Annotated in this window: 21 protein-coding genes; 17 read left to right on the top strand and 4 right to left on the bottom strand. The window is 37.6% G+C overall.

Annotation, left to right across the window (positions count from 1 at the left end; genetic code table 11):
* Window positions 1-89: 89 nt before the first annotated feature.
* Window positions 90-1583 (top strand): malate dehydrogenase (quinone), encoded by a 1494-nt coding sequence (mqo, locus tag ABVM52_RS01505; RefSeq protein WP_405383020.1) that lies wholly within the window; start codon window positions 90-92, stop codon window positions 1581-1583.
* A gap of 66 nt (window positions 1584-1649) precedes the next feature.
* Here the strand turns inward: mqo and ABVM52_RS01500 are convergent, their stop codons facing one another.
* Both ABVM52_RS01500 and ABVM52_RS01495 read right to left on the bottom strand, forming a co-directional pair.
* A complete protein-coding gene (locus ABVM52_RS01500) occupies window positions 1650-3854 on the bottom strand; it encodes a molybdopterin cofactor-binding domain-containing protein (RefSeq protein ID WP_405383017.1) in 2205 nt (734 codons plus the stop codon).
* Window positions 3855-3905: 51 nt separating this feature from the next.
* A complete protein-coding gene (locus ABVM52_RS01495; RefSeq protein ID WP_405383015.1) occupies window positions 3906-4370 on the bottom strand; it encodes a (2Fe-2S)-binding protein in 465 nt (154 codons plus the stop codon).
* Between the two features lie 329 nt (window positions 4371-4699).
* Here ABVM52_RS01495 and sbnA point away from each other — a divergent pair, with 329 nt between their 5' ends.
* The 5 genes from sbnA (at window position 4700) to hpf (ending at window position 9779) form a co-directional block, all read left to right on the top strand.
* Window positions 4700-5704: a 2,3-diaminopropionate biosynthesis protein SbnA gene (gene sbnA, locus ABVM52_RS01490; RefSeq protein WP_405383013.1), complete on the top strand. Its 1005-nt coding sequence runs from the start codon at window positions 4700-4702 to the stop codon at window positions 5702-5704.
* Window positions 5698-7530, top strand: coding sequence for an FAD/NAD(P)-binding protein (locus ABVM52_RS01485; protein ID WP_405383011.1), 1833 nt, complete (start codon window positions 5698-5700; stop codon window positions 7528-7530). Before sbnA ends, ABVM52_RS01485 begins: the two co-directional genes overlap by 7 nt.
* A complete protein-coding gene (locus ABVM52_RS01480; RefSeq protein ID WP_405383009.1) occupies window positions 7505-8974 on the top strand; it encodes a Y4yA family PLP-dependent enzyme in 1470 nt (489 codons plus the stop codon). The genes ABVM52_RS01485 and ABVM52_RS01480 overlap by 26 nt, the downstream gene beginning before the upstream one ends.
* A 93-nt stretch (window positions 8975-9067) precedes the next feature.
* A complete protein-coding gene (locus ABVM52_RS01475; RefSeq protein ID WP_405383007.1) occupies window positions 9068-9466 on the top strand; it encodes a VOC family protein in 399 nt (132 codons plus the stop codon).
* Window positions 9467-9476: 10 nt separating this feature from the next.
* Complete coding sequence (gene hpf, locus ABVM52_RS01470) at window positions 9477-9779, top strand: ribosome hibernation-promoting factor, HPF/YfiA family (protein WP_405383005.1); 303 nt, start codon at window positions 9477-9479, stop codon at window positions 9777-9779.
* A gap of 169 nt (window positions 9780-9948) precedes the next feature.
* On the opposite strand, the gene ABVM52_RS01465 is transcribed toward hpf, so the two are convergent.
* Window positions 9949-10401, bottom strand: coding sequence for a PA2169 family four-helix-bundle protein (locus tag ABVM52_RS01465; RefSeq protein ID WP_405383003.1), 453 nt, complete (start codon window positions 10399-10401; stop codon window positions 9949-9951).
* A 237-nt stretch (window positions 10402-10638) separates the two neighbouring features.
* Here ABVM52_RS01465 and ABVM52_RS01460 point away from each other — a divergent pair, with 237 nt between their 5' ends.
* The 7 genes from ABVM52_RS01460 (at window position 10639) to ABVM52_RS01430 (ending at window position 19439) form a co-directional block, all read left to right on the top strand.
* On the top strand, window positions 10639-10791 hold the full coding sequence (locus ABVM52_RS01460; protein WP_405383001.1) for a hypothetical protein: 153 nt from the start codon (window positions 10639-10641) through the stop codon (window positions 10789-10791).
* Between the two features lie 148 nt (window positions 10792-10939).
* Entirely contained in the window at window positions 10940-12163 is a 1224-nt protein-coding gene (locus tag ABVM52_RS01455) for a TolB family protein (protein WP_405382999.1), read from the top strand.
* Window positions 12164-12241: 78 nt separating this feature from the next.
* Window positions 12242-13930 (top strand): PorP/SprF family type IX secretion system membrane protein, encoded by a 1689-nt coding sequence (locus tag ABVM52_RS01450; protein WP_405382997.1) that lies wholly within the window; start codon window positions 12242-12244, stop codon window positions 13928-13930.
* 648 nt (window positions 13931-14578) lie between these two features.
* The gene (locus tag ABVM52_RS01445; protein ID WP_405382995.1) at window positions 14579-15220 is read left to right on the top strand and encodes a response regulator; all 642 of its coding nucleotides are present in this window, start codon (window positions 14579-14581) and stop codon (window positions 15218-15220) included.
* Window positions 15221-15450: 230 nt separating this feature from the next.
* Window positions 15451-16938 (top strand): xylulokinase, encoded by a 1488-nt coding sequence (locus ABVM52_RS01440; protein ID WP_405382993.1) that lies wholly within the window; start codon window positions 15451-15453, stop codon window positions 16936-16938.
* A 10-nt stretch (window positions 16939-16948) separates the two neighbouring features.
* Window positions 16949-18265, top strand: a complete 1317-nt coding sequence (xylA, locus tag ABVM52_RS01435; RefSeq protein ID WP_405382991.1) for a xylose isomerase — start codon at window positions 16949-16951, stop codon at window positions 18263-18265.
* Between the two features lie 157 nt (window positions 18266-18422).
* A complete protein-coding gene (locus tag ABVM52_RS01430; RefSeq protein WP_405382989.1) occupies window positions 18423-19439 on the top strand; it encodes a LacI family DNA-binding transcriptional regulator in 1017 nt (338 codons plus the stop codon).
* On the opposite strand, the gene ABVM52_RS01425 is transcribed toward ABVM52_RS01430, so the two are convergent.
* Window positions 19440-20804, bottom strand: a complete 1365-nt coding sequence (locus tag ABVM52_RS01425; protein ID WP_405382987.1) for a Gfo/Idh/MocA family protein — start codon at window positions 20802-20804, stop codon at window positions 19440-19442.
* A gap of 148 nt (window positions 20805-20952) precedes the next feature.
* Between ABVM52_RS01425 and ABVM52_RS01420 the strand changes: the two genes are divergently transcribed.
* The 4 genes from ABVM52_RS01420 to ABVM52_RS01405 all read left to right on the top strand — a co-directional run bounded on the left by ABVM52_RS01420 (window position 20953) and on the right by ABVM52_RS01405 (window position 25734).
* The gene (locus tag ABVM52_RS01420) at window positions 20953-22323 is read left to right on the top strand and encodes a sialate O-acetylesterase (RefSeq protein WP_405382985.1); all 1371 of its coding nucleotides are present in this window, start codon (window positions 20953-20955) and stop codon (window positions 22321-22323) included.
* Between the two features lie 132 nt (window positions 22324-22455).
* A complete protein-coding gene (locus ABVM52_RS01415; protein ID WP_405382983.1) occupies window positions 22456-24177 on the top strand; it encodes a GMC family oxidoreductase in 1722 nt (573 codons plus the stop codon).
* 3 nt (window positions 24178-24180) lie between these two features.
* Window positions 24181-24903, top strand: a complete 723-nt coding sequence (locus tag ABVM52_RS01410) for a gluconate 2-dehydrogenase subunit 3 family protein (protein WP_405382981.1) — start codon at window positions 24181-24183, stop codon at window positions 24901-24903.
* A gap of 12 nt (window positions 24904-24915) precedes the next feature.
* Complete coding sequence (locus ABVM52_RS01405) at window positions 24916-25734, top strand: sugar phosphate isomerase/epimerase family protein (RefSeq protein ID WP_405382979.1); 819 nt, start codon at window positions 24916-24918, stop codon at window positions 25732-25734.
* Window positions 25735-25803 lie beyond the last annotated feature (69 nt).

Genomic DNA, 25803 nt, shown 5'->3' with positions numbered 1-25803 from the left:
ATGGGTTTTAATTTTAAAAGCATTGAATAAGTACCAGATGAAATAGTTAACTTTTCAAAAATATTGATAGCAACAAAATTTTATTTTGAATGGAATTAAGAAAGGAATATGACCTTATTTGTGTTGGTGCAGGTATAATGAGTGCAACGTTAGCATTATTGGTAAAACAGTTAAAGCCAGATCTTAATGTGCTGATCGTTGAACGATTGGATAAAGTAGCACAAGAAAGCTCCGCAGCTTGGAACAATGCGGGTACGGGACACTCCGCATTATGCGAACTTAATTATACACCAGAAGAAAATGGCCATATAAGTATAAAAAAGGCAATTGATATTTGCACCCAGTTTGAAATTTCCAAGCAATATTGGTCATATTTGGTTGATAAAGGATTAATAAAGAATCCATCATCATTTATAAACCCCGTGCCACATCATAGTTGGGTAAAGGGTAAAGAGAACGCGGATTATTTGGAAAAACGTTATAAGGCATTTAAAGAACATTTTATGTTCAATACCATTGAGTTTACAAGAGAAACCAATAAAATGAAGCAGTGGTTTCCCTTAATGATGCATGAACGAACCAATGATGAGGTTATGGCCGCTTCGCGAATAGATCGGGGTACCGAAATGAATTATGGATCGTTGACCGAGCAGCTATTTGCCATACTTGAAAAAGAGTATGATACCAAGGTATTGTTTAACACAGAGGTGGAGGATATAGATCCTGACCATGATGAAGATTGGTTGCTTAAAATGGAAAATCTTACAACAGGTAAGAAAAGTACGTTAGATGCACAACATGTGTTCATAGGGGCAGGAGGTGGCAGTCTGCTATTGTTGCAAAAGGTGGAGATAGAGGAGAAAGATGGCTATGGTGGTTTTCCGGTAAGTGGGGAATGGTTGGTCTGTAAAAATAGGGATATAATTGAGCAACACAATGCAAAAGTATATAGCAAGGCTGGTATTGGTGATCCGCCAATGTCCGTTCCTCATTTAGATACAAGGTTCATTAATGGTAAACGAGAGCTGCTCTTTGGCCCGTTTGCAGGTTTTAGCCCCAAATTTTTGAAAGAAGGGTCATATATGGATTTATTAAAGTCCATCAATTTTGATAATATACCCGCTATGTGGGGCGTATTTTGGCATAATTTACCGTTAACAAAATACCTTATAGAACAGGTGGCCATGAGTTTTGAGGATAGAATGAAATCCTTAAGAACTTTTGTAAAAGATGCCAAAAATGAGGATTGGGAAATTCTGGTGGCCGGTCAAAGAGTACAAACGATCAAAAAAGATGAATTTGAAGGAGGTTCCTTGGAATTTGGAACCCAGTTGGTGAGCAGTAAGGACGGTAAGATTACTTGTTTGTTGGGGGCATCTCCAGGAGCTTCTACTTCGGTAAAAATTATGCTAGAGGTTTTGGAAAAAGCGTTTCCAGAGATAATGTCTACGGAAAATGGTAAAGCATTACTTAATGAAATGGTGCCTTTTTATACCAAAGAGGTAACCCAAGATTTGTTCGATGAATGCTTACAACGGTCAAATGAAATTTTAAAATTAAACCGGGACCTAATCAATACGTAATACAATAGAAAACGCCGCAATATTAATTGTTGCGGCGTTTTCGTATTCCACTATAGCATAAGGGAGTTAACCTAAAACAGGTTTTTCCGTAATAAAAGGTTGTTTGTAATATCGTTGTCCGGTTGCTTTGTACAAGGCATTTGCCAAGGCTCCTACCACGGGTGGCAAGGAAGGCTCTCCCAGCCCTGTAGGATGTATACCATTATCTACAAAATAACTTTCAATTTCTCTAGGCGCCTCTTTATGGCGAATTAATCGATATGTATCAAAATTGGATTGTTGGGGCTTACCATCTTCAAAAGTCATTTCGCTATAGGTTGCATGACCAATACCATCAATGATACCACCTTCAATTTGATTTTTTGCCGCCATTGGGTTAATTACGATTCCACAGTCTACCGCACACCATACTTTATCCACTTTTGGCGGATTGGAATCTTTTGCCAAATCCAATACTTGGGCTACATATGAATTATGGCAATAATATGCAGATACTCCTCTTGCCTTACCATTTTTAATACTACTGTCCCAACCAGATTTCTCTTTAACCAGTTTTAGTACGCCGGCATAACGTTCCGGGTCATAATCATTCTTTTCTGGGTCGCCCACCGGGTCCTTTATAGCTCTATCAAACAATTCCAGTCTAAATTCAATAGGGTCTTTGCCCGCGGCCTCTGCTACCTCGTCCATAAATGCTTGTTCCGCACCTGCAACAAAATTGGAGCGGGGTGCACGCCATGCTCCCGTAGTAACATTGGTTTCAAGAGCAAATTTTTCTGCCTTATAATTATCTACTGCGCCTGCAGGAAACCTATTTTCAAAGATGAGGTCATCGTTGGAGCCCACGCCCTTAACATGCCATGCCATTAAATTTCCTTCCTTATCCAGGCCGGCTTTATATTTAACTTTATAGGTAGGTCGGTACGTGCCTTGGGTCATATCGTCTTCACGGGTATAGACCAATTTTATTGGGGCTTGCATTTTTTGCGATATAACCGCGGCTTCTACTCCAAAAGTTCCGTACAAACGTCTTCCAAATCCGCCACCCATACGGGTCATTTTTATATCTATTTTATCGACCGGTAAGTTTAATCGTGATGCCAAGGATTTTTCCAAAAATTCCGGAGTTTGTATTGGGCCGTTAAGTAGTGCTCGTTCAGAAGTCACATTGGCATAAAAATTCATTGGCTCCATGGTATTATGTGCCAAGAACGGTGCGCTGTAGGTACGTTCAATTACTTGTGCGGCACGGCTAAACGCTTTGGTCACATCACCATCATTTCGTGCAGGTTCCTTGGCATTGGTATTTAATAATTTTTCCAATGCCTCTTCATGGTATGCGGTACTTTCTAGGTTAGAAGTATTTTCCCATTCTACGTTCAGTGCTTTTTTTGCCATCATACATTGCCAAGTACTTTCACCCACAATGGCAACTAATTTTGCAATTCCGCCACCATCGGACCATTGCTTTTCCATTTCATCTGGGTAGACATCTATGGGGAATACATCTTTAATTCCTGACATGGATGAAACAGACGCTGCATCCATTGATTTATAGGTCATACCAAACGCTGGTGGATGAACGATCATGGCCGTTAGCATACCTTCTTCTTTAATATCGATACCAAATAATGGTTTTCCCGTAACAATACTTGGGCCGTCTACATTACGTTTATCGGTACCAATGATGCTAAAATCCTTGGTGTCCTTGAGCTCTACTTCTTCAGGTACGGGCATGGTGGCAGCTTTGGATGCCATTTCTCCAAATTCAGCCGTTGAATCGGAACCTGAATGGGAAATAATACCCGAGTTAATAGAAATTTCCGAAGCGGGTACCTGCCAAGTATCCGCAGCAGCAGCGATCAGCATATGTCTGGCAGTAGCTCCAGCCATACGTAACCCTTCCCAACTGGCACGGATAGATTGGCTACCACCGGCTATTTGTCGTTGAAAGATATCTGTATTCAAAGGAGCTTGTTCAACAATAACGTTGTTCCAGTCCACGCCAAGTTCGTCCGCTACGATCATGGGCATACTTGTCTTTACATTCTGGCCAATTTCAGGGTTTGGGGAAGCAATGGTTACCATACCATTATCGCCAATTTTTAGGAAGGCGTTGATATTGAACCATTCTTTGGGCATTCTACTTACTTGTTCCGGTGTAGGGTTACAAGAAGCCAACCAGCTGAACCCTAGCAATAGACCACCACTTGCAAGCGTGCTGCTTTTTAGAAAGGAACGTCTATTATATGATGTTTTTATAAGTGTCATTTCGTTAATTTTTAGGGAATGGATTGTCCCTTGGTTAAGGGTGTTAAAAAACTATGCATTCTGTAACGTAGCGGCATTTTTTATGGCCTTCTTTATACGTGTATACGTTCCGCATCGGCATATATTACCGTGCATTGCATTTTCTATTTCCTCATCGGTAGGATTAGGGTTTTTTTTCAAAAATGCACTAGCGCTCATAATCTGTCCTGCTTGGCAGTACCCACATTGGTAAACATCCTCTTCTAGCCAAGCTTGTTGCACAGGATGGTCTCCATTTTCGGAAAGCCCTTCAATTGTGGTAATGGATTGTTCCCCTACTGCCGAGACCGGTAGTTGACAGGATCTAACCGCATTATCATTTAAATGCACCGTACAGGCACCGCATTGGGCTATACCGCATCCAAATTTAGTACCTACCATATTTAAATGGTCACGTAACACCCAAAGCATAGGAGTAGAGGGGTCAACATCTACTTGCTCTGTTTTTCCGTTAATTTTTAAACTGAAATTCGCCATTTTTTTTGCTGTTTGTTAGAGTCCCTTGAAATTAAGGAATTTTTCCATGTCTAGTTCATAAAATCAAAATTAAATAGCGTTAAAATTGACCCTGTGAATTGGTGGGTTTAAGTGATTTTTTCAAAAACATTGTAGCCATTTAAAAAAAGTATGAATGCAGCGCTGTCCAAATTAGTATGTGCTGTATTTATAAATTATTGCTTCTATAAGTAAAAGAGCTATTTATAGATGGTATTGTGCTATTGGTTTGCTATGGATGCAGGTATTTTTATGAAATACAATGACACCATGTTTATAAGAAGAAAGAACACGGTTAAAATATGTTGAAAATGATAGCTCAAAATATATCGAACATAATATCAGAATCCATTATTGAAACCGTGGGTGGTACACCTCTTGTAAAACTTAACCGTATGGTCAATACTAACAAGTTTGAACTTTACGGAAAATTAGAGGCTGCAAATCCAGGAGGAAGCATTAAGGATAGAACATCATTATTCATGCTGCGACAAGCTTTGGAGGATGGTAGCATTAAAAAAGGGGATACCATAATAGAATCCAGTTCTGGGAATATGGCGGTTGGCCTAGCCCAGGCATGTTTACATTTTGGGCTTCAGTTGATTGTAGTTGTGGATCCTAAATTAAATTCGCATACCGAGAAAATACTTAAAACCTATAATGTTCATATAGAAAGGGTTACCGAACCTTTGGAAGATGGCGGCTTTTTAGGAGCAAGGTTGGCACGCGTACAATGGTTGTTGAATACCGTGCCCAATAGTTTTTGGACCAACCAATATGGTAATTTGGACAACCCGTTGACCCATCACACCACAATGACAGAAATATTGGATGCTTTACAAGGAAAGCTAGATTACTTGTTTGTAGCCACAAGTACTTGCGGAACCTTAATGGGATGTGCTGACTTTATTCATGAGAATAACCTAGAGACCAAAATCATTGCTGTAGATGCAGTGGGTAGCGTATTATTTGGAGGACCACCATTAAAACGTCTTATTCCGGGTCACGGAGCTGGCGTACCCTCTCAATTTTTGGATACGTCAAAAATTCATGATTATATATATGTAGATGATGTGGATTGTGCTAGAGGATGTTGGTCTTTATTGGAAAAAGAGGCCATTCTTTGTGGCGGTTCTTCTGGTGGTATGATAAGTGCCGTGAAAAAGTATGCAGATAAAATTGAGGACAACAGTAATTGTGCTTTGTTTTTATGTGACCGTGGTGAACGCTATTTGGATACCATATACAGTAAGGATTGGTTATTGAAGGAATTACCGGAAAGTAAATCTGCATTTACTCCTCTTGGTGGATGGTAAAAGGAAAAGGTAAGATGAATGATCAACAGGTATACAAGATTGCAATTGTTGGGTTTGGACCCAAAGGATTATATGGTTTTGAACGGCTTTTGGCGTTTATCAAAGATCAATCGGTAACAAGAAAAGTTGAGGTGCATCTTTTCAATGCTACGCAATTTTTTGGTGCAGGTGATGTATATAGAACAGACCAACCCCATTACCTGATTATGAATTACGCCAATAAAAATATAAATATGTGGCCTAAGGAATCGCCCAGTCCTATTGCGCCTTCCACCCCTGATTTTAGTACCTGGTTGCATGATACAAAATTGCAGGATACCACAACTAAATTTGCTGCAAGGGCTATGGTAGGTAAGTATTTAAGAGATGGCTATAATGAATTGCTAAAACATATACCGGATAATGTAAAGATTGTGCCCCATGTTGGCTGGGTGGTAAATGTAGAAGAGAGTCCGTTATTCTATAAGATTTCCTATACGAATGAAAAGAAAGAAATATTACAACTCTCAGTAAATAAAATTCTGTTTACCACAGGGCATATTACGTTTAAATCTCATATTGATGCTCAAAATGAATTCACAAATGAAATAGATTTTATATATCCAACAAATGAAAAACTATCCGTGGTAACACCGGGTTCGTCCGTGGGCATTAAAGGTATGGGGTTAACGTGTATAGATGCATTGTTAGCATTGACAGAAGGTAGGGGTGGTAAATTTACATCTACCAAGGACGGATCATTTACTTATCTCACATCTGGGGAGGAACCTAAACAACTGTATGTGTATTCCCGATCAGGTTTACCTATGGTTCCAAGAAATGGTAATGAATTGGATGATAGGCCCCTTTATTATTTTACCAAGGATGCGTTAGCACAACTTAAGGGGAATGGCCCGGTTAACTTTAATGCCTCTCTTTTACCTTTAATAAAGAAAGAATTTTACTGGTCATATTACAGCACATTATTTAGAAATTATAATTTGGAATTGAAGGCAAATGCCGATTTTGATAAAATTAAATCGCAGGTAGCGCAATTTCACAAACAGTTTAGTGATACACCATATTTTAGTTGGCAAAATATCGTGAATCCCTTTGCTAAAAAGTCGAATATTACAAAAAGGGAGCTACAGGATTATATTCAATTTTTGATAGACGAAGCTGAAATTGGACCGGATAAAAGTCCGTTTATTGCAGCAGTAAGTACATGGAGAAGAATAAGTCCATTGTTTAATAAAATATATAGTTATGGTGGTTTGGACGCAGCCTCACATAAAGAGTTTGATACGTATTACTTCGGACTTTTTAACAGATTGGCCTACGGTCCGCCAATTGTCAATATGCAGAAAATATTGGCCTTGGTCAAAAGTGGATTATTGAACCTGTCCTATGCAAAATCAGCTCTTGTGGAAAAAGATGTAGAAGGGGACAGTTGGTCGTTGATAGGGGATAAGGGTAAAAAAACGAGCATTCAATTCTTGCTCCATGCCACCATACCAAGGGCCGGACAACACGGATTTCAAAATGAACTCTATCAGAATTTAAATAAAAATAAGCTGGTAGCAACTTTTAGGAATACGGAAAAATCGGTTTATGTACCGGGTTGTATCGCCTTGGATAAAAATGGTCATCCTATAAATGAATATGGTAAAGTCAATAAAGATTTAGTTTTCTATGGTACACCAACAGAGGGTATTACCTATGATAACGATACCCTTTCACGAACCCGTAATGACTTTGCAACAAATTGGGCAAAAAGAACCTGGGCAGCCCTAGAATATAAAAAAGGAACAACAGCATATTATGAAAGAGAAGAACATGTATTATAAGGGCAATGAAAAAAACGGATTAACGCCGATAACCTCTAATTGGATGCACGAAATTTTAGATAATCAAGAGGTATTAAGAGGGGTATTGGAAAAATATGGTTCACCCATTAACATTCATCATTTGCCAACCTTTAATGATAACTGTGAACGTTATAAAGCGTTGTTCAATTCCTATGATTTAAAATTCCAGATTTTCTATGCTAGAAAAGCCAATAAGACCAAAGGGTTGGTTAAGCAGGCTTTTGCATCTGGTATAGGAGTAGATACGGCAAGTTACAGGGAGTTGGAGCAATCTTTGGAATTGGGAGGAAATGGAGAGAACTTGGTGTTGACCGCGGCTATAAAGAATGAAAATCAAATAGCTTTGGCCATAAAAAATGATGTTCCCATAATTTTGGATAATGAAGATGAATGCGTTTTAACGGAGCGTATTGCCAAAAAAATAGGAAAACGGGCAAAAGTAGGTTTTCGCATAAGTGGATTTGTAGTAGATGGTGAAAAATTATATAGCAGATTTGGGTTTGATATAGACCACATAACAAACTTTGTTGCTGCTTATATAGGAGACCAAAAAACATTTAATCATTTAGATGTTGTAGGCTTACATTTTCATTTGGATGGATACTCAACCTACCAACGAAGTATAGGATTATTGACAAGTATAAATATTGGTAATGCGTTAAAACAAAAAGGGTACCCTATTTCATTTATAGATATGGGTGGCGGTATTCTTATGAACTATTTACAGGATGAAGGTGAATGGAATAATTTTAAAAGCTCTTTGAAAGAAAGGGTTTCATCAGGCAATAACAATCTAACATTTAATGATAACGGATTAGGATATAGCATGATAGATGGTAAATTACATGGAAAACTAAATACCTATCCTTATTTTAATAAAGTACACAAAGACTCTTTTTTACGTGAAGTATTGGATTATATAGATGCTGATACCGGTTTGTCCGTAGCGGCATTGTTACGTAAACACAATTATGAAATTAGAATTGAGCCTGGCCGATCCTTGTTAGACCAAGTAGGTGTAACCATAGCTAAAGTAGTTCACAGAAAGCAAGATGCCAAAAAGCAATGGTTGGTAGGCTTAGAAATGAACATGAGTCAGATGATGAGTTCTAGTGCAGATTTTTTGCTAGACCCATACATTGTTCATACCAATAAAGCGGAGGAGGAAGAACCGGTAGAGGTGTTTTTTACCGGGGCTTATTGTTTGGAAAGAGATGTGTTATTAAAAAGAAAAGTAAGTTTAAAACGACTACCTTCCATAGGTGATTATGTTGCATTTGTAAATACCGCCGGTTATATGATGCATTTCTTTGAAACAGAGGCCCACTTGTTTGAACTTTCCTCTAACCTGATGCACACCGGCACCAATGAAAAATTATCGTTTTTTCATTTTATTGATGACGAAAAGATAGTATTGGGGTAGTTTTAAGTAATTAATGAAATGAATCAATAAGAAAATGGTTTAAGCCAAACCAAAAAAGCTTCTTGTGGTACCTTGTATAAAAACATTATAAAAATGAAAATACAAGCATATTTAGCATTTAATGGAAACTGCCAAGAGGCATTGAATTTTTACGCCAACTTATTTGGTGCAGAGGTAAAGAACAGACAAACCTATGAAGATAAGGAAATAGATGTTCCTTCTTCCTATCGTCAAAAGTTGCAACATGCGGAGCTAAAGGGGAAAGGTGTGCACTTTATGGCATATGATGCTTCTCCAGATACTCCTTTGAACAATGGTAACCAGATTAATATGAGTGTAGACTTGGATAATTTGGATGAGGGAAAACAATTATTTCAAGATTTGTCCAGTGGCGGACAGGTACATCATGAATTTAGGGAGAGAGAATGGGGGCATTTTGGTAGATGCACCGATCGCTTTGGAATTGGTTGGATGATTAATGTAGATAAATAGAAAGTATTATATGGATATTATATATGAATATGATGGTGTAACGGCAAGTGAAAGACTTGAATCGTTTGCCAAAGAGAAATTAGATAAACTGCATGCTAAATTTGATGATGTCATTAGGGCCGATGTATTTTTTAAGGACGAAAACACATCATCTCATGAAACGGGTAAAATCTGTAATATTAGATTAAGTTTACCTGGACCTAGAATATTTGCCGAGGCCAGTAACGAAAATTTTGAGGAGTCGGTAAGTGAGTCCGTTCGTGAATTGGAGCGTCAATTAAGAAAAAGAAAGGATAAATTAAAAACCTATTAGAACTATGAAAAAAGCATTAATACTTTATTTCGGTAAAAAGTTTTACAAGCAATGGTTACAAAAAAAGCGAAGAAAACAAAGCTTAAAGACCACATAATATATGTAAGTAGTACAGTTTATGAAAATAAAAAAGCCCTTGCAATTGCAAGGGCTTTTTTTTGGTTAGTGTTTATTTATGTTCTTCCAATATTTCAGAAGTTTCCAGGTCGTTTTGTAATTTTTCCTTTTGTTCCCTAATCAATTCTTTTATTCTTGGTGGAATCATGGTTTCTGCCAAAGCTTTATCATAATCTTCAATTGCTGCCTTGTCTCCCCTAACAGCTTCTTCTAACATAGCTTCATCATTATCACCGGAAAAAAATGATTTTACATCCATCCAGGTTCTGTGTACGGCTCCGGCAGTACTGCCGTCAATTTCTACGCTTCCTAAATCCAAATCAGGTGCCGCAGCCCTTAATTCCTTTAAAAAATGCATTCGTTCCACGACCTTGTTTTCAAAATAACTTCTTATACCAACTTGTTCGGCATTTTTAGAAGCTTTTTCAAAACCTTTAATAGCATCCTCATTTTTAGATACTAAATCTTTTAAACGATTTTCAATTTTTTCTATATCTGTGTTCATAGTATTTATTTTATGTAAGGTGTGTAACCTTACGGTTATGTAATTACTCTAAATTATAATATTAAGGTGCCAATGATTGACCTTAAACAAAAAGACTTTTGCTGTAATCATTAACCTAAATGATAGAAACTTTTGCAAGGAATTAGATGTGGTTTATGCCTATATTTTAAACGGATAGAGTTAAACGCAAGCGCTACATTATGGTAAATTGGAGTTCACTTTAAAATTGTTTTAATTATGGGATTATCACCTTTATTTGGAGTTGCAAAACTTCTGGTACGTAGTAGAAAATTAAAGATTGCAGCAGTAGGTTTACAATTGGCGTATTTAGGATATAAATATGTATCTGATAAAAAGAAAAAAAATGAAATAAATTCACAGGGTAGTTAAATTATCACAAAATATTGATAATCAATTATTTATGTAGATTTGTAAATGGTTTGCTTCATATAATTTTAAAAAACCTATGAATTTTTATTAAGTATGAATTGAATTTGTTATTGGAACTTTGGGGTATTAAACCCCAAAATCTATAATCATGAACAATTCAATTAAATGTAGCCTTCTGCTCGCTTGCATGGCTACTGTGGGTTATGGCCAAAATTTGGCCATGAATCAAGAGCCCACCAAATTTCAACAACATAAGGTTTCTGAAATATCTAAAAGAACAGAGAACTATAATAACTTAAAAGCTCTGGGTTACGAAGATGAAGAAATTTTTGAGGACCTTGGCAACGCAAATTTTCTTTCCAAAAAGTACGAAAATGCATTGTATTGGTATGGTAGGCTAATGGAGGTATCTGAAGATGGTACGCTGAGTAAAAGCTATCAAAAAAGATACGAGCATGCGGTTTCCCAATTGGGTAAAAAAGTGCAAAATGAAATTAGTGATGAGAATTGGACAGAGTTAGTAAAGGAAGATTACAAAATGACTCATTATGTAGCCCCTACGGAGCTTTCTTCTAACAACAGGTCAAAATTTTTGCCATGGAATACGACATCCACTAATGCAGGGTTGGTATCTACCGGATCAAATGTGCCGGTATCAGGTGAATATGCACCACCGGTAGCATTGACAAATGGTGGTAATACAGCGTATTTTAGTAAAGCTACTTATCGTAAGCCGGTTACTGGGCTGTTTTCAAAAAAGCGTAAGGTCCACAAAATTTATAAGGCGGATAAAGTAGCGGGTGAATGGAAAAAAATCACGGAGGTAGCGGTATGTCCGTCAGATTATTCCGCTAAGCATCCAGCAATATCTCCAGATGGTAACCGTTTGTTTTTTGCTTCTAATATGCCCGGAAGCTATGGGGCTTATGATATCTACGTAGCCACAATTCATAAAAATGGTAGCCTTGGAATGGCAAAGAACCTTGGGGCAAAAGTAAATACCTCCAAAGATGATATGCACCCAAATCCGCTATCCAATAATCAATTGGTTTTTGCATCAGAAGGTCATGACGGTTATGGTGGCCTTGATGTTTATTTGGTTGAGGTGGGCGAAAGAAAAGTTGGTTTAGCAGTGAACATGGGAGAGAATATCAATAGTATCCATGATGAATTTTCGGTAAATAGGTTACAAAAAGATGGTTCTGGGTTCGTAGTTTCCAATAGGGATTCTGCTACAGGTGCAGGTCAATATGTAGCCTTTAACCTTAATGATAAACCAGCAAGTGAAAAAGATAGGGATTACCGTTTTTTAGAAGCTTTTAATACAGATAAACAAATACAATATTCCAGTTCTGTTTTTGACGATGAATAGTCTCCCCCAATTATTCATTATATAGTTTACCCCCCAAACCCCCAGACAAAAAAATCTTTAATCATAAAATCATACGTTATGGAAAGTCCATTTAAAATCAATAGTTTTCTTATTGCTTTGTTCTTGTTGGCTTTGATCCAGACTGTAAAAGGCCAGGAAACCAATGCTAATCTTGGGTCAAGTAGTACATACCACAACCAATTATACTTCAATAGGTTTTTTATAAATCCTACCTACTCGCTAGTACGGGAAAATAAATCGTATTTAAATATTCTTCATAGAAACCAATATGCCACATTTGATGACAACAGTCAAAACTATTTCTTGGGTTTCAGTAATAAGTTAAGTGACAATACAGCCGTAGGTATTGGCGTGTATAGCCAATGGGCAGGTGTAGTCCAAGAATTTGGTTTTAATGCCAACTATGCTACATCAGTGCGTCTTGCAGAAAAATCTGTCTTAACCTTTGGTACCAATATCACCTATTTTAATCAAGGTTTAGATAAGAACAGAATAGTTACAAGTGAAGAAGATCCGGAACTTTCCGAGGCTAGAAAAGAGAGTAAAATAGCTGTACAGCCAGGTATTAATTTATCATTGGGCAAGTTTGATTTTGGTCTTTATGCAGAAGATTTAGTGAAATACAACCAAACTACAAATGAATTTCTAACGGATTTTTCTACTAAAAGTGTAAAAGCTTCCATGCAGTATACGCATGACTTTAAGAATTCTAGAGGGCTTTTTGAAAATGCAAGGTTCATGCCTATGGTCCAAGTAGGTCAAAATTATGACAATAGCCTGTATTATTTTGGTTCTTTATTGTTGGATATGCCCAACTACGGATGGATCCAAACCACTTATGATCAGGAATATGGTGTATCAGCCGGACTTGGTTTTAATCTAAGTGAGAAAATGTCTTTAGGGTATCTTATGGAAAAAGATATAGCAAAACAAGATGCCAATTTGGGATGGAACCATGAAATTACATTGGCCTATACCTTTAAGGATGATGATTTAGGTATAACGGTGGCAAATAATGATTCAGATAACCAAATAGATAATATTGTACGAAATTATGAGGAACAGATTGCACATCTTATTGAAGAGCGTGACAATGCTAGAAAATCTCGTAAAACCAAAACCAATATTAAAGAAACATACAGTGCCACTAGTACAGATTTAGCTTACCAGAATAAAATGGTTTTAGATGAACTGATCATGAGGCAAGATTCTATTGAAGAAGAAAGGATAGCAGCTTTTGAAGAAAGGTTTGACCTTATAGTAAGGATGCTTAGAAATGATATTGATGCTACGATAAAAAATTCATTACAGGATTTTAGTGCAGAGGAAAATACGGCTTATGTATCTAATGAGCAGCCTAAAAAAGATGCGCCAACAACGGCGGCTTATACTAATAGTAGAAGAGCTTCGTTTAAAGAATTACCCGTTAAGATGACTATAGATTCTGATGTTATTGATATGAATTCTGGATATTATGTTATTGCCAATGTATATAGCCAGACAAAATATCTAAATGCTTTTATGAAAGATTTAAGGTCCAAGGGTTTAAATCCTAAACAGTTTTATAATAAGGAAAACGGACTTTACTATGTGTATTTGGCAGACTATGATTATAAGAATGAGGCGCAAATGGCCGCTAGTACAAATTTAAACGGTAAGTATAACGATGAAAAATGGATCATGCAGGTAAATGAAACTACTGCAACCGTGTCCAATACATTTGAAGATGATGATTATGAGTATTAAATAGTATGATTTAGATTACGGGGATTTATGATTGATTTAAATTGTCAATAAAAGGAGGGGTGTTGTCCGGGGGGATAACGGGTGCCCCTCCTTTTTTTTGTAGTGATGTTGCCGTTAAATACTTCCTTTAAAGATTAAAAAATATCGATGAACGGTATCGTTTTTAATTAAAATTGTGCATTTGAACGAAAATTCCTATACTTTTAACGATCATATTATATTTTGAGCTATATTGCTCAAAACAAACTAATTGTAAACATTGTTTAACCCCAAATCCCCCCAAAACCATGAAAAACAATTACCTACTATTTTCAAGCGATTTCTATCATCGTAATTTTTCAATTTCTGAACGCTTTTCAGAATTTATTTTTCCAAAAATTAATTTAAGCTTTAATGTGTACAATTTTAAATCTTGGCAACTCAATAGCTAGATTTATAATGTTCAACGAAATTTAAATAACTGCTTCAGTTCAGTTTTCTATAAGATATTTCTTAATAAACTTTATCAGGTTTTTTGCCTTATTTAGGTTAAAAGGATGTATAGTACTTATTGTTAACTTTTCAGCACGTATTTAGATTTCTAAAACTATTTAAAACTACCATTTTGTTATGCAGCTCCCAGCATGACATCATTAAATATTGGAAAAAATGAAAAATACAAAGACTCGAATAATAATCTTGGAAAGAGACAGCTCAATGCATATTGTTTACAAAAACCATTTTGATGCATTGGAAAATTATGAACTAGTTGGAACTTATGCTTCCGCCAACCTTGCTTTAAAGGATTTTAAACACACTCAGCCTCAAATAGTATTAACAGAAATTGACTTGGAAGACCTTAGTGGAATAGACGCCATTAAATTATTCAAGAAAAAAAAATGGGGCATTCAAATCATCATGTTCAGTGAGATCAATGATTTTGATGTAATTAAAAGAGCTTTCAAGAAAGGAGCAAACGGATATTTGACCAAACCTTTGACTTTAGATAAGTTAGAACATGCCTTAAGCAGTATAGAAAAAGAAGGTGCGGCAATGAGCAATGATATTGTAAAAAAATTCATCAGCAACTTTCATAAAAGAACATTTGCGTTTTTCTCTGAGCGTGAGAACCAAATTGTGGACTTTTTATGTCAAGGGGCCACTTATAAGATGATTGCGGAAAAACTTTTTGTAACACCAAGTGCGGTAAATTTCCATATTCAGAATATCTATTTAAAATTAGATGTAAACTCTAAATCAGAAGCGTTGACCAAACTGGAAACTTTGCAGAACCAGTTAGAGGAATATTAGATGATTTGCTAAGGAAATAGCGTTTTACGAAAACCCTTTCGATAATTTTCGAATGGTTAAACCCAAAATAAACAACTGATAATCAGTTGTTTATTTTGGGTTTTTTTATTTTAATTACTATTATTTTCTTATTGTAACTATTTATTTTCGTGCTCATAAACATGATAAGGACCCAATTGTAGTTATTTTTGGTTTAACTTATAAAGGCTAAAATCAACTCACAACATAATATGTATCATTTAGGATTAGATATAGGAAGTTCATCAATTAAGATTGCGCTAGTGGAAGCTGCTACGGGCAAGAGTATTGGTGTTGTTACCGAACCGGAAACAGAAATGTCCATGCAGGCCATTAAAAATGGCTGGGCAGAACAAAGACCAGAAGATTGGTGGGCATATGTGTGTAGTGGAATAAAACGCTTAAGCAAGGAATATCAGATTAATACAACGGATATTTCCGGTATTGGTATTTCCTATCAAATGCACGGATTGGTGGTAATAGATAGCGATGGAAATCCTTTGCGAGAATCAATTATTTGGTGCGATAGTAGGGCAGTTGAAATTGGACAAAAAGCATATGGAGACATTGGGGAAGAGGTATGTGATACTCACTTATTAAACTCACCTGCAAATTTTACGGCTTCTAAATTAAAATGGGTAAAAGAGAATGAACCGGAAGTGTATGCTAAAATCTATAAGATCATGCTACCTGGTGACTATATAGCCTATAAATTATCTGGTGTGGTAAATACCACGGTATCAGGATTGTCCGAAGGTATTTTTTGGGATTTTAAGAACGATGACATTGCCCAATTGGTATTGGACCATTATGGTTTGGACAAAGAGTTGATTCCGGATATCGTAGATACATTTTCAGTACAATCCAAGGTGAATGAAAAAGGATCATTGGAAAGTGGCATATCTATAGATACGCCAATTTTATATAGAGCGGGAGACCAGCCTAACAATGCATTGACGTTAAATGTTTTTAAACCCGGTGAGGTAGCGGCCACGGGCGGTACTTCTGGTGTGGTATATGCGGTTACGGATAATTTATCAGTGAAGGAAAGTTCCAGGGTAAACAATTTTGCCCACGTCAACTATACGCCGGGGCAGCCTGCTAGAATAGGTAAATTGTTATGTATTAATGGGGCGGGAATTCAGTACCGTTGGTTGTTGAACAACCTAAATGTAACCTCCTATGATGAAATGAACAAGCTTGCCAATGACGTACCTATAGGTTCAGATGGTGTAGCATTGATTCCGTTTGGTAATGGAGCGGAAAGAATGCTTAAAAATCAGGATGTTGGCACCAGGATTCTTAATTTGAACTTGAATAATCATGGTAAAGGGCATTTGTGTAGGGCAGCTTTGGAAGGTATTGCTTTTTCCTTTGTGTACGGTATGGAAATCATGAAGTCAGACGGTATAAAGGTTAACGTAATGCGTGCAGGGAACGACAACTTATTTAGGTCAGAAATATTTTCCAATACGGTAGCTACTTTAATTGGTTATGATATCGAAATATATAACACTACCGGAGCAATCGGTGCAGCTAGGGCGGCAAATTTACATAAAGGGGATTTTGAAGCCTACGGAAAAGCAATTTTAGAAAATGATTACGTAATGACCTTTAGTCCGCAAGAAGACAAAAAGGCGTTTGAAAAAGCGTATTTGGCATGGAAAAAAGAATTGGAATTAATAATAAACAACAAGTAAAATTAACATAATGGCAAACAAGGAATATTTTAAAGGAATAGATAAAATTAAGTTTGAAGGAAAGGAATCTGATAATCCTTTGGCTTTTAAATACTATAATCCAGAGCAAGTAGTTGCCGGTAAGACCATGAAAGAACATTTTAAGTTCTCTACGGCATATTGGCATACATTCTGTGGTCAAGGGTCTGATCCTTTTGGTCCTGGAACCCAGAATTTTGAGTGGGATAAATCATCTGACCCAGTGCAGGCCGCAAAGGATAAGGCCGATGCCGCTTTTGAGTTTTTTGAAAAAATAGGATTTGATTACTACTGCTTTCATGATTTCGATTTAATTCAGGAAGCGCCTACATTTGCAGAGTCGGAAAAAAGATTGGCAACCATAACCGAGTATTTAAAGGAGAAGCAAAAAGCATCTGGAAAAAAATTACTTTGGGGTACTGCCAACTGCTTTTCTAACCCAAGATATATGAACGGTGCTGCCACAAATCCAGACTTTAATGTTTTGGCAAGGGCCGGTGGCCAAATTAAATTGGCCTTGGATGCAACCATAGCTCTAGGTGGTGAAAATTACGTATTCTGGGGAGGTCGTGAAGGATATATGTCCTTATTGAATACGGACATGGGTCGTGAATTGGACCACATGGGTCAATTTTTGGCCATGGCTAGAGATTATGCCCGCTCACAAGGGTTTAAAGGTAATTTCTTTATTGAGCCTAAGCCAATGGAGCCTATGAAGCATCAGTATGATTTTGATTCTGCTACGGCAATTGGTTTCTTGAGAGAGTATGGCCTGGATAAAGACTTTAAAATGAATATTGAGGTAAATCACGCAACTTTGGCTCAGCACACATTTCAACATGAATTGGCCGTTGCCGCCAAAGCAGGGATGTTGGGCAGTTTAGATGCAAATAGAGGTGATTATCAAAACGGATGGGATACCGATCAATTCCCTAACAATATTCAAGAAACTACAGAAGCGATGTTGGTATTTTTGGCCGCTGGCGGATTGCAAGGTGGTGGTGTAAATTTTGATGCCAAGATCAGAAGAAACAGTACTGATCTTGAAGATGTGTTCTTGGCCCACATTGGCGGAGCGGATACATTTGCAAGGGCATTGATAACTGCGGCCAAGATTATTTCTTCATCGGCTTACAACGCTTTAAGAGAAAAAAGATATAGTTCTTTTGACGCTGGAAAAGGAAAAGATTTTGAAAATGGAAAACTGGATTTCACCGACCTTTACAATATTGCAAAGGAGAATGGAGAGTTAACATTGCAGAGTGGTAAACAAGAGTTGTTCGAGAATATCATCAACCAATATATATAATTTATCAATCCCTAATATTGGCATAACATATGTTGGTAGAGGGGTCGGTTGAATTGTAAAATAGCCTACTGTCCCATGGTTTTCCTTTGGGACAGTTTGCTTTTTGGTGTAAAAGGTTTGCTAAGTTTGCAGTAGGTTCATATAAATCAATAAATGCATGAAGAAAGTTACGTTAAAGGACATTGCGGGGCATTTTAAGGTTTCTATCTCAACAGTTTCCAAAGCTGTGAACGATAGTCATGAAATTAGTGCCGAGCTAAAGGCCAAAATTCAGGAATATGCAAAAGCCAAGCACTATAAACCAAATAGGTTAGCGCTTAACCTCTTAAATAGAAGTACCAAAACCATTGGAGTGGTGGTACCCAATATCCTTAATTACTTTTTTGTTCAAGTGCTTTACGGTATTGAAAAAGTGGCCAATGAAAACGGGTACAATATCATTAGTTGTATAAGCGATGAATCTAGTGAAAAGGAAAGTAAGACCTTGGATTTTTTTGATTCGGGTACGGTAGATGGACTGATCATTTCATTGGCGGAAGAAACACAAAATGAAAATAAGCATGATGCGTTGGCCGATGTTATAAATAATGATATTCCTGTTGTCTTGTTTGATAGGGTAACAGATGCTTTGGATTGTGACAAGGTAGTTGTAGACGATTTTGAAGCAGGTTACAAAACCACCAAGCATTTAATAAATATAGGCTGTACTAACATTGCGGTCGTAAACCCAACAGGTAGTTCAAGTGTTGGTAAATTAAGGTTGTTAGGGTATAAAAAGGCATTGGAAGAATTTAAAATTCCGTTTGATGCCAAATTGCTAATGAACCTAACGCCCAAGGACGATCTAGATCTACTCATGTCCTTTTTATTAAATTATAAAACCATAGAAGGTATTATTGGCTTTGATGAGATTACCGCCGTCAAGGTTTTGGAAATTGTAAAGGCTAGGGGCTATAATGTTCCTAATGATATTTCCATAATTGGTTTCACCAATGGTCAATTATCCAAATATGTAACCCCATCACTCACCATGGTTAGTCAACATGGAAAATATATAGGTGAACTCACCGCAAAACTTTTGATCAATAGAATAGTAAACCCGGGATTGCCTTATGAGACAAAAACGGTAAAGACTAGTTTATTGGTAAGGGACTCTACTAAAAAATTGCAGTAATTAAATAGTATCTGGATAAGGATGCTTCCATGGCCCTCTATAAGAACGTTGCAAAAGTTGAGTGGCTTCTGGATCATTCAATATCCTTTTACTTTTAGGGTCATAAACCAAAGGCCTATTAAGATCCATGGATAAGTTGGCCAAAATGCAACTTGCAGAGGAAATATGACCTTCTTCTATATCTGCAATTGGTCTGGTGTTGTTTTGTATTGCGTTTAGAAAGTTGAGCATATGTCTTCGGGTAGCCGGTGCGGCATGTAGTTCAATATCTTTTTCATTTAGGTCTTCAGGGTAGGTGTCACGTTCGTATAAGACTTCAAATTTCTTAGGGGCATCACCATTGGCGGGAATAAATTCTGCCTTCATCACATCGGCCTTAAGAACACCTTTTTCCCCATAGATCTTAAATGCCCAAGGGTACTCAGGGTCCGCTGCATTGCCCCAAGTACGGTGTTGCCAGTTACAATTAAAATTGTCGTACTCAAATACCGCCGTTTGTGTATCGGATATATTTGATTTGCCATTTTTTTGAACATATATCCCTCCTTTTGAAGAAATACGGTTTGGCCAACCTAATTGAAGCATCCATCGTACGGTATCTAGCATATGTACACACATATCTCCGGTAATACCATTACCATACTCCCTAAACGTTCGCCACCAACGTCTATGGGGCAGTCCGTCATAGGGTCGCATAGGTGCCGGTCCCGTCCACATTTCATAATCCAATCTGTCAGGTACCTCCTGTAGGGGCGGGTTGTCATTGGCACGCATATGATAATAACAGCACATATCAACATGGCCAATGGTGCCAAGCAATCCTGCATCAATAATCTCTTCTTTAACTGAAATTAGATGTGGTGTGCTTTTACGCTGTGTGCCCACTTGTACTACTTTATTATATTTTCTAGCAGCAGCCACCATAGCTTCTCCTTCCATGACATCTACGCTAATGGGTTTTTGCACATAAACATGAGCTCCGGCTTTTAAGGCGGCTATACACATGAGCGCATGCCAATGGTCAGGAGTACCAATGAGAACAATATCAAAGTCCATGGCGTTGAGCATTTTTCTATAGTCCGTAAATAACTTAGGTTTTTGTCCGTTTTTTTGTCTTTGAGCTACTAATTTGGCCGTGTTTTCCAAGAAAATGGAATCAACATCGCAAAGAGCGTTTACCTCTACGTTGGCTACTTGAATTAAACGTAATACATCACTTGTGCCGTACCAACCTGTACCAATTAGTCCCACTTTTTTGGGACGTTCATCCTTAAAAAATTCAAATCCATAGGTTCCAAAGGACGATAGGAGCAAGGATGCTGAAGCGGCTTTTATAAAATTTCGGCGTTGAAGGCTATCGGACATGAGCAAGTATTTATTAAATAGGTGTGTATTATTGAATGGTTTCTTTAAAATGAAATTACCAATAAAAAGTATGTAGTTATTAATTAGATTTAAAAAATAAGATGAATTATTGCTTATATTTAAATCTGTTAACATTTTTAATGATTCAATGCGATTTTTTTTCTTATTGATTTTTATCTGTTCATCAACCTTTGTACAAGCGGAAATTACCTTACCGAAAATTTTTTCGGATAAAATGGTGCTACAACGTGAAACAGAAGTACAGCTTTTTGGTTGGGCCAACCCCAATGAAGAATTTGAAATATTTACGAGCTGGAACAATAAATCCGTTCACGTAAAAACAGGCAATGATGCCAAATGGAAGATATCTGTAAACACGCCAAAAGCCGGGGGCCCCTATACCATTAAATTTATAGGTAAGGAAAATGAAATAGTATTTACCCAAGTTTTGATCGGCGAAGTCTGGCTTTGCTCTGGCCAAAGTAATATGGAGTGGAGCGCCAACAGCACTATAAATAATAAGGAATTTGAAATTGCCAATGCGGATAATGATCAAATACGGTTATTTACCGTAGAAAAACGAACGGCAGATTATCCTTTGGATGATGTGGCGGGTACGTGGGAGGCTTGTACTACGGAAACGATGCCCAATTTTAGTGCCGTAGCGTATTTTTTTGCGAAAAAGGTGACATCGGAATTAAATATACCCGTAGGCTTGATCGATGCTTCTTGGGGTGCATCCTGTGCAGAGGTTTGGACACCAAAAGAGGTTTTTGCCTCGCATCCAGATTTGGTAAAGGCCCATGAATTAATAGCGCCAAATAAATGGGTTACCATAGCGCCATCCGTTCTTTATAATGCTATGATCGCCCCACTTTCTGATTTTAAGATTACGGGAGTATTATGGTATCAGGGAGAGTCCAATACAGCGAACGCATCCACATACCAAAAACTTTTTACAAACATGATTACTTCGTGGAGAACTGCATGGCAATATGATTTTCCATTTTACTTTGTACAAATTGCACCCTTTCAGTATGGTGGTACCTATGAAGGAGGTATCGTAAGGGATCAACAGCGTAGAACCTTGTCCTTAAAGAATACCGGAATGGCAATGACCAGTGATATTTGTACAATAGATGATATACATCCACAAAACAAACAGGATGTAGGTTTAAGGCTCGCTAAAATAGCCCTTAAAAATTATTACAATAAATTGGATGAAGAAGTTTACGGGCCGTTATTTGATTTTAAAGAGGTTGATGGAAATGCTATAAATATTCATTTTAAAAATAACGAAGGTATGTTTGTTAAGGGCAGACCACTTGACCATTTTGAAATTAGTGATCAAAATGGGGTATGGTATCCTGCTAAGGCAAAATTAAAAAACAATATGGTCAGGGTACTTGCAAAACAGGTTAAAACACCTGTTCATGTTCGTTATGCTTGGAAAAGTACGGACATAGGTGCTCTTTTTAATGCAGCAGGCCTACCTGCATCTACCTTTACGAGCGAATGAAAACAAGATTAATTAGGTGACAATAGCATTAGGAAAGCAGACGCCTGTAGAACATATTAGGTTATTCAGCTAAAAACGTACTTAAATTTTTTATTAATATTTACATTGTATGCTTGAACAAATAGAAAGATTATGCAGATAAAAGAATCCTCAGAAATTTATGATGTCATCATAGTCGGTTCAGGAGCCGGTGGTGGTATGGCAACCAAACAGTTGGCAGATGCCGGCCTAAATATAGCTGTTGTAGAGGCAGGACCGTTTTTTGATCCTGCAGACCCAAAAACAATGACCCAGTTAAAACAACCGTATGATTCTCCAAGAAGGGGTGCCGGTACTACCCGTGCCTTTGGAGAATGGGATATGTCCTGGGGCGATTGGGAAGTTGAGGGTGAGCCGTATACCCATGCCGAAGGAACTGAATTTAAATGGTGGCGTGCTAGAATGCTTGGTGGTAGAACCAACCACTGGGGTCGTATTTCCTTACGTTTTGGACCTAAGGATTTCAAAGGCAAAACTAGGGACGGTCATGGAGATGATTGGCCAATAGGTTATGAGGATGTAAAGCCATATTATGACAAATTGGACAAACTTATTGGGGTTTTTGGGACCAATGAAGGCAGGGAAAATGATCCTGACGGATTTTTTCTTCCTCCCCCAAAACCAAGGTTGCATGAGCTTTTCTATATCAACGGAGCAAAAAAATCCAATATACCGGTCATACCTGGTAGACTTTCAATGTTGACCAAGCGTATCAATGAAGATCGTGGGGTTTGTTTTTATTGTGGACAATGTGGTAGATCTTGTCAAATTTATGCGGATTTCTCAGCAGGTAGCTGTTTAATATTCCCGGCACAAAAGAGTGGTGGCCAAGTAAAATTGTTCGTTAATGCCATGGTCCGTGAAATAACGACCAATGAGGAAGGTAAGGCTACAGGTGTGTCTTATATCAATAAAGAGGATAGAAAAGAATACAAGCTTAGGGGCAAGGTTGTGGTCTTGGCCGCATCTGCATGTAGCTCTGCACGTATTCTTTTAAATTCTAAAAGTAAACAACATCCTAACGGATTAGGAAATAGTAGTAACCTTGTTGGTAGATATTTACATGATTCTACCGGTGCAAGTGCTGCTGGCGTAATACCGGGGTTAATGAACCGTAAAACATCTTATAATGAAGATGGTGTAGGGGGTATGCACGTGTACTCGCCTTGGTGGGGAGACAATTCCAAGCTGGATTTCCCTAGAGGATATCATATAGAGGTCTGGGGCGGAATGGGTCAGCCTAATTATGGTTTTGGCTGGGATCCAAATGCAATGAATAAATATTTTGGACTAAAGTCTGGAGGATACGGAGATAGTTTACGGGACGATGTTAAGAAGTACTATGGTTCTGTCATAGGATTTGGTGGCAGGGGAGAAGGTCTTGCTAGCTATGACAATTATTGTGAGATTGATCCAACCACGGTTGATCAGTATGGTATTCCGGTATTGAAATTCAACTATAAATGGTCGCAATACGAAAGAAACCAGGCAAAACATATGCATGATACTTTTGAGGAAATCATCCATAACATGGGCGGACATTATTTAGGGGAGAAACCTGGTAAGGACCAAGACTACGGTTTACATAAACCCGGTGAGATTATCCATGAAGTCGGTACCACTAGAATGGGTGATGACCCAAAAACGTCGGTAACCAATAAATTTCAGCAATTGCATGATGTAGATAATGTGTTTATAGTGGATGCAGGTGTATTTGTATCTCAAGCGGATAAAAACTGTACTTGGACCATTATGGCACTTTCATGGAGAGCATCGGATTATATTATAGAACAGTTAAAGGCACAAAATATTTAGAAGATGGATAGAAGAAAGAGTTTACAAACCCTAATACTTGGTGGTGCCGCTGCAGGTAGCGGATTGGTGTTCAATTCCTGTAAGACTGAAAATGGCGAGTCTATAGACGAAACCATCACTACCAGTACCGAAAAATATTTTGGTAGAACGCCTGCCGAATTGGAACGTATAGAAAAATTGAATGCAGAACAATTGTTCAACGAGCATGAGATGGAAACAATAGCCGCATTGGCAGTCGTAATACTTCCTCCTAAAGAACCGCATGGCGGACCAATAGAGGCCGGTGTACCGGAATTGGTGGAATTTATGGGGAAAGATATTCCGGAAATGGCTCCTACACTGCTTGGAGGTCTAATGTGGTTGGACCATAAAAGTAATACCGAGTTTGGAACTGAATTTAAATCGGCAACCTTAGAACAGAAAAAGCAGATTTGTGACGAAATATGCTGGCATGATACGGAAAAACCTTTGAGCGAACAACCTTTGGAAATTCAATTTTTCTACACTATGAGAGGTCTTACGGTTACAGGGTACTATACCTCAGAGGTGGGTATTGCGGACTTGGGCTACAAGGGTAATACCCCTAATGTTTGGGACGGCGTTCCACAAGATGTACTGGATCAACACGGTGTTGCCTATGATCCGGAATGGATCGCCAAATGTGTAGACCAAAGCAAAAGAAATGTCATTGCCGAGTGGGATGATGAAGGCAATTTACTTACATAAAAGGATTAAACCATGAAGAAAATAATTATTGCCACCCTTCTGTTAAGTTGCGGATATTTGGCACAAGCACAGGAAGTAGGACTTCAATTGTATAGTCTTAGAAACCAGTTTAAGGTAGATGTTGCCAATACACTAGGTTTGATCAACGAGTGGGGCATTACTAAGATAGAAGGTGGTGGTACCTATGATCTTCCAATGGATGAGTATAAAGCATTACTTGCTGAGCATAAATTAGAAATGGTCAGTATAGGTGCCAGTTTTGAGGACTTGGAAAATAATGTGGATAAAGTTGTTAAGGAAGCCAAGGATTTTGGCGCCAAATATGTCATGTGCGCATGGGTACCCCATGAAGGTAATAAATGGGCCTTGGAAGAAACCAAACATGCCGGGGAAGTGTTCAACAAAGCGGGAAAAAAGCTAAAGAAAAGCGGACTTATTTTGGTTTATCATCCACATGGCTATGAATTTAGACCCTATAAAAATGGTACTTTGTTTGATTATATGGCCAAGAATGCAACGAGCTATACATTTGAACTGGATGTATTTTGGGCACAACATGGAGGTGAAGACCCTTTGGCACTGATGAAGAAATATCCTAAGAAAATTACTTTACTGCATTTAAAGGATATGGAAAAAGGTGTAGAAGGTAATAATACAGGTCATGAAGATGATGAAACCAATGTTGTATTAGGTTCTGGACAAATAGATATAGCAGGTATAGTGGCAGAAGCAAAAGAATTGGGTATAGAATATATGTTCATAGAAGATGAATCTTCTAATGTGGTTACCCAAGTGCCTAAAAGCTTAGAGTATTTAAAAAGCTTAAAGTAAACCAACTACCAACTAAAGGCGAAACCTTCTATTTTTAATTAAATAGGAGGTTTTTTCTTTATATTTAAT

The sequence above is a fragment of the Maribacter sp. LLG6340-A2 genome, assembly GCF_045057105.1.
In the GTDB taxonomy this organism is placed as follows: domain Bacteria; phylum Bacteroidota; class Bacteroidia; order Flavobacteriales; family Flavobacteriaceae; genus Maribacter.
Note: the sequence above shows the minus strand (reverse complement) of the source record. Positions and strands in the feature narration are given on the sequence as shown.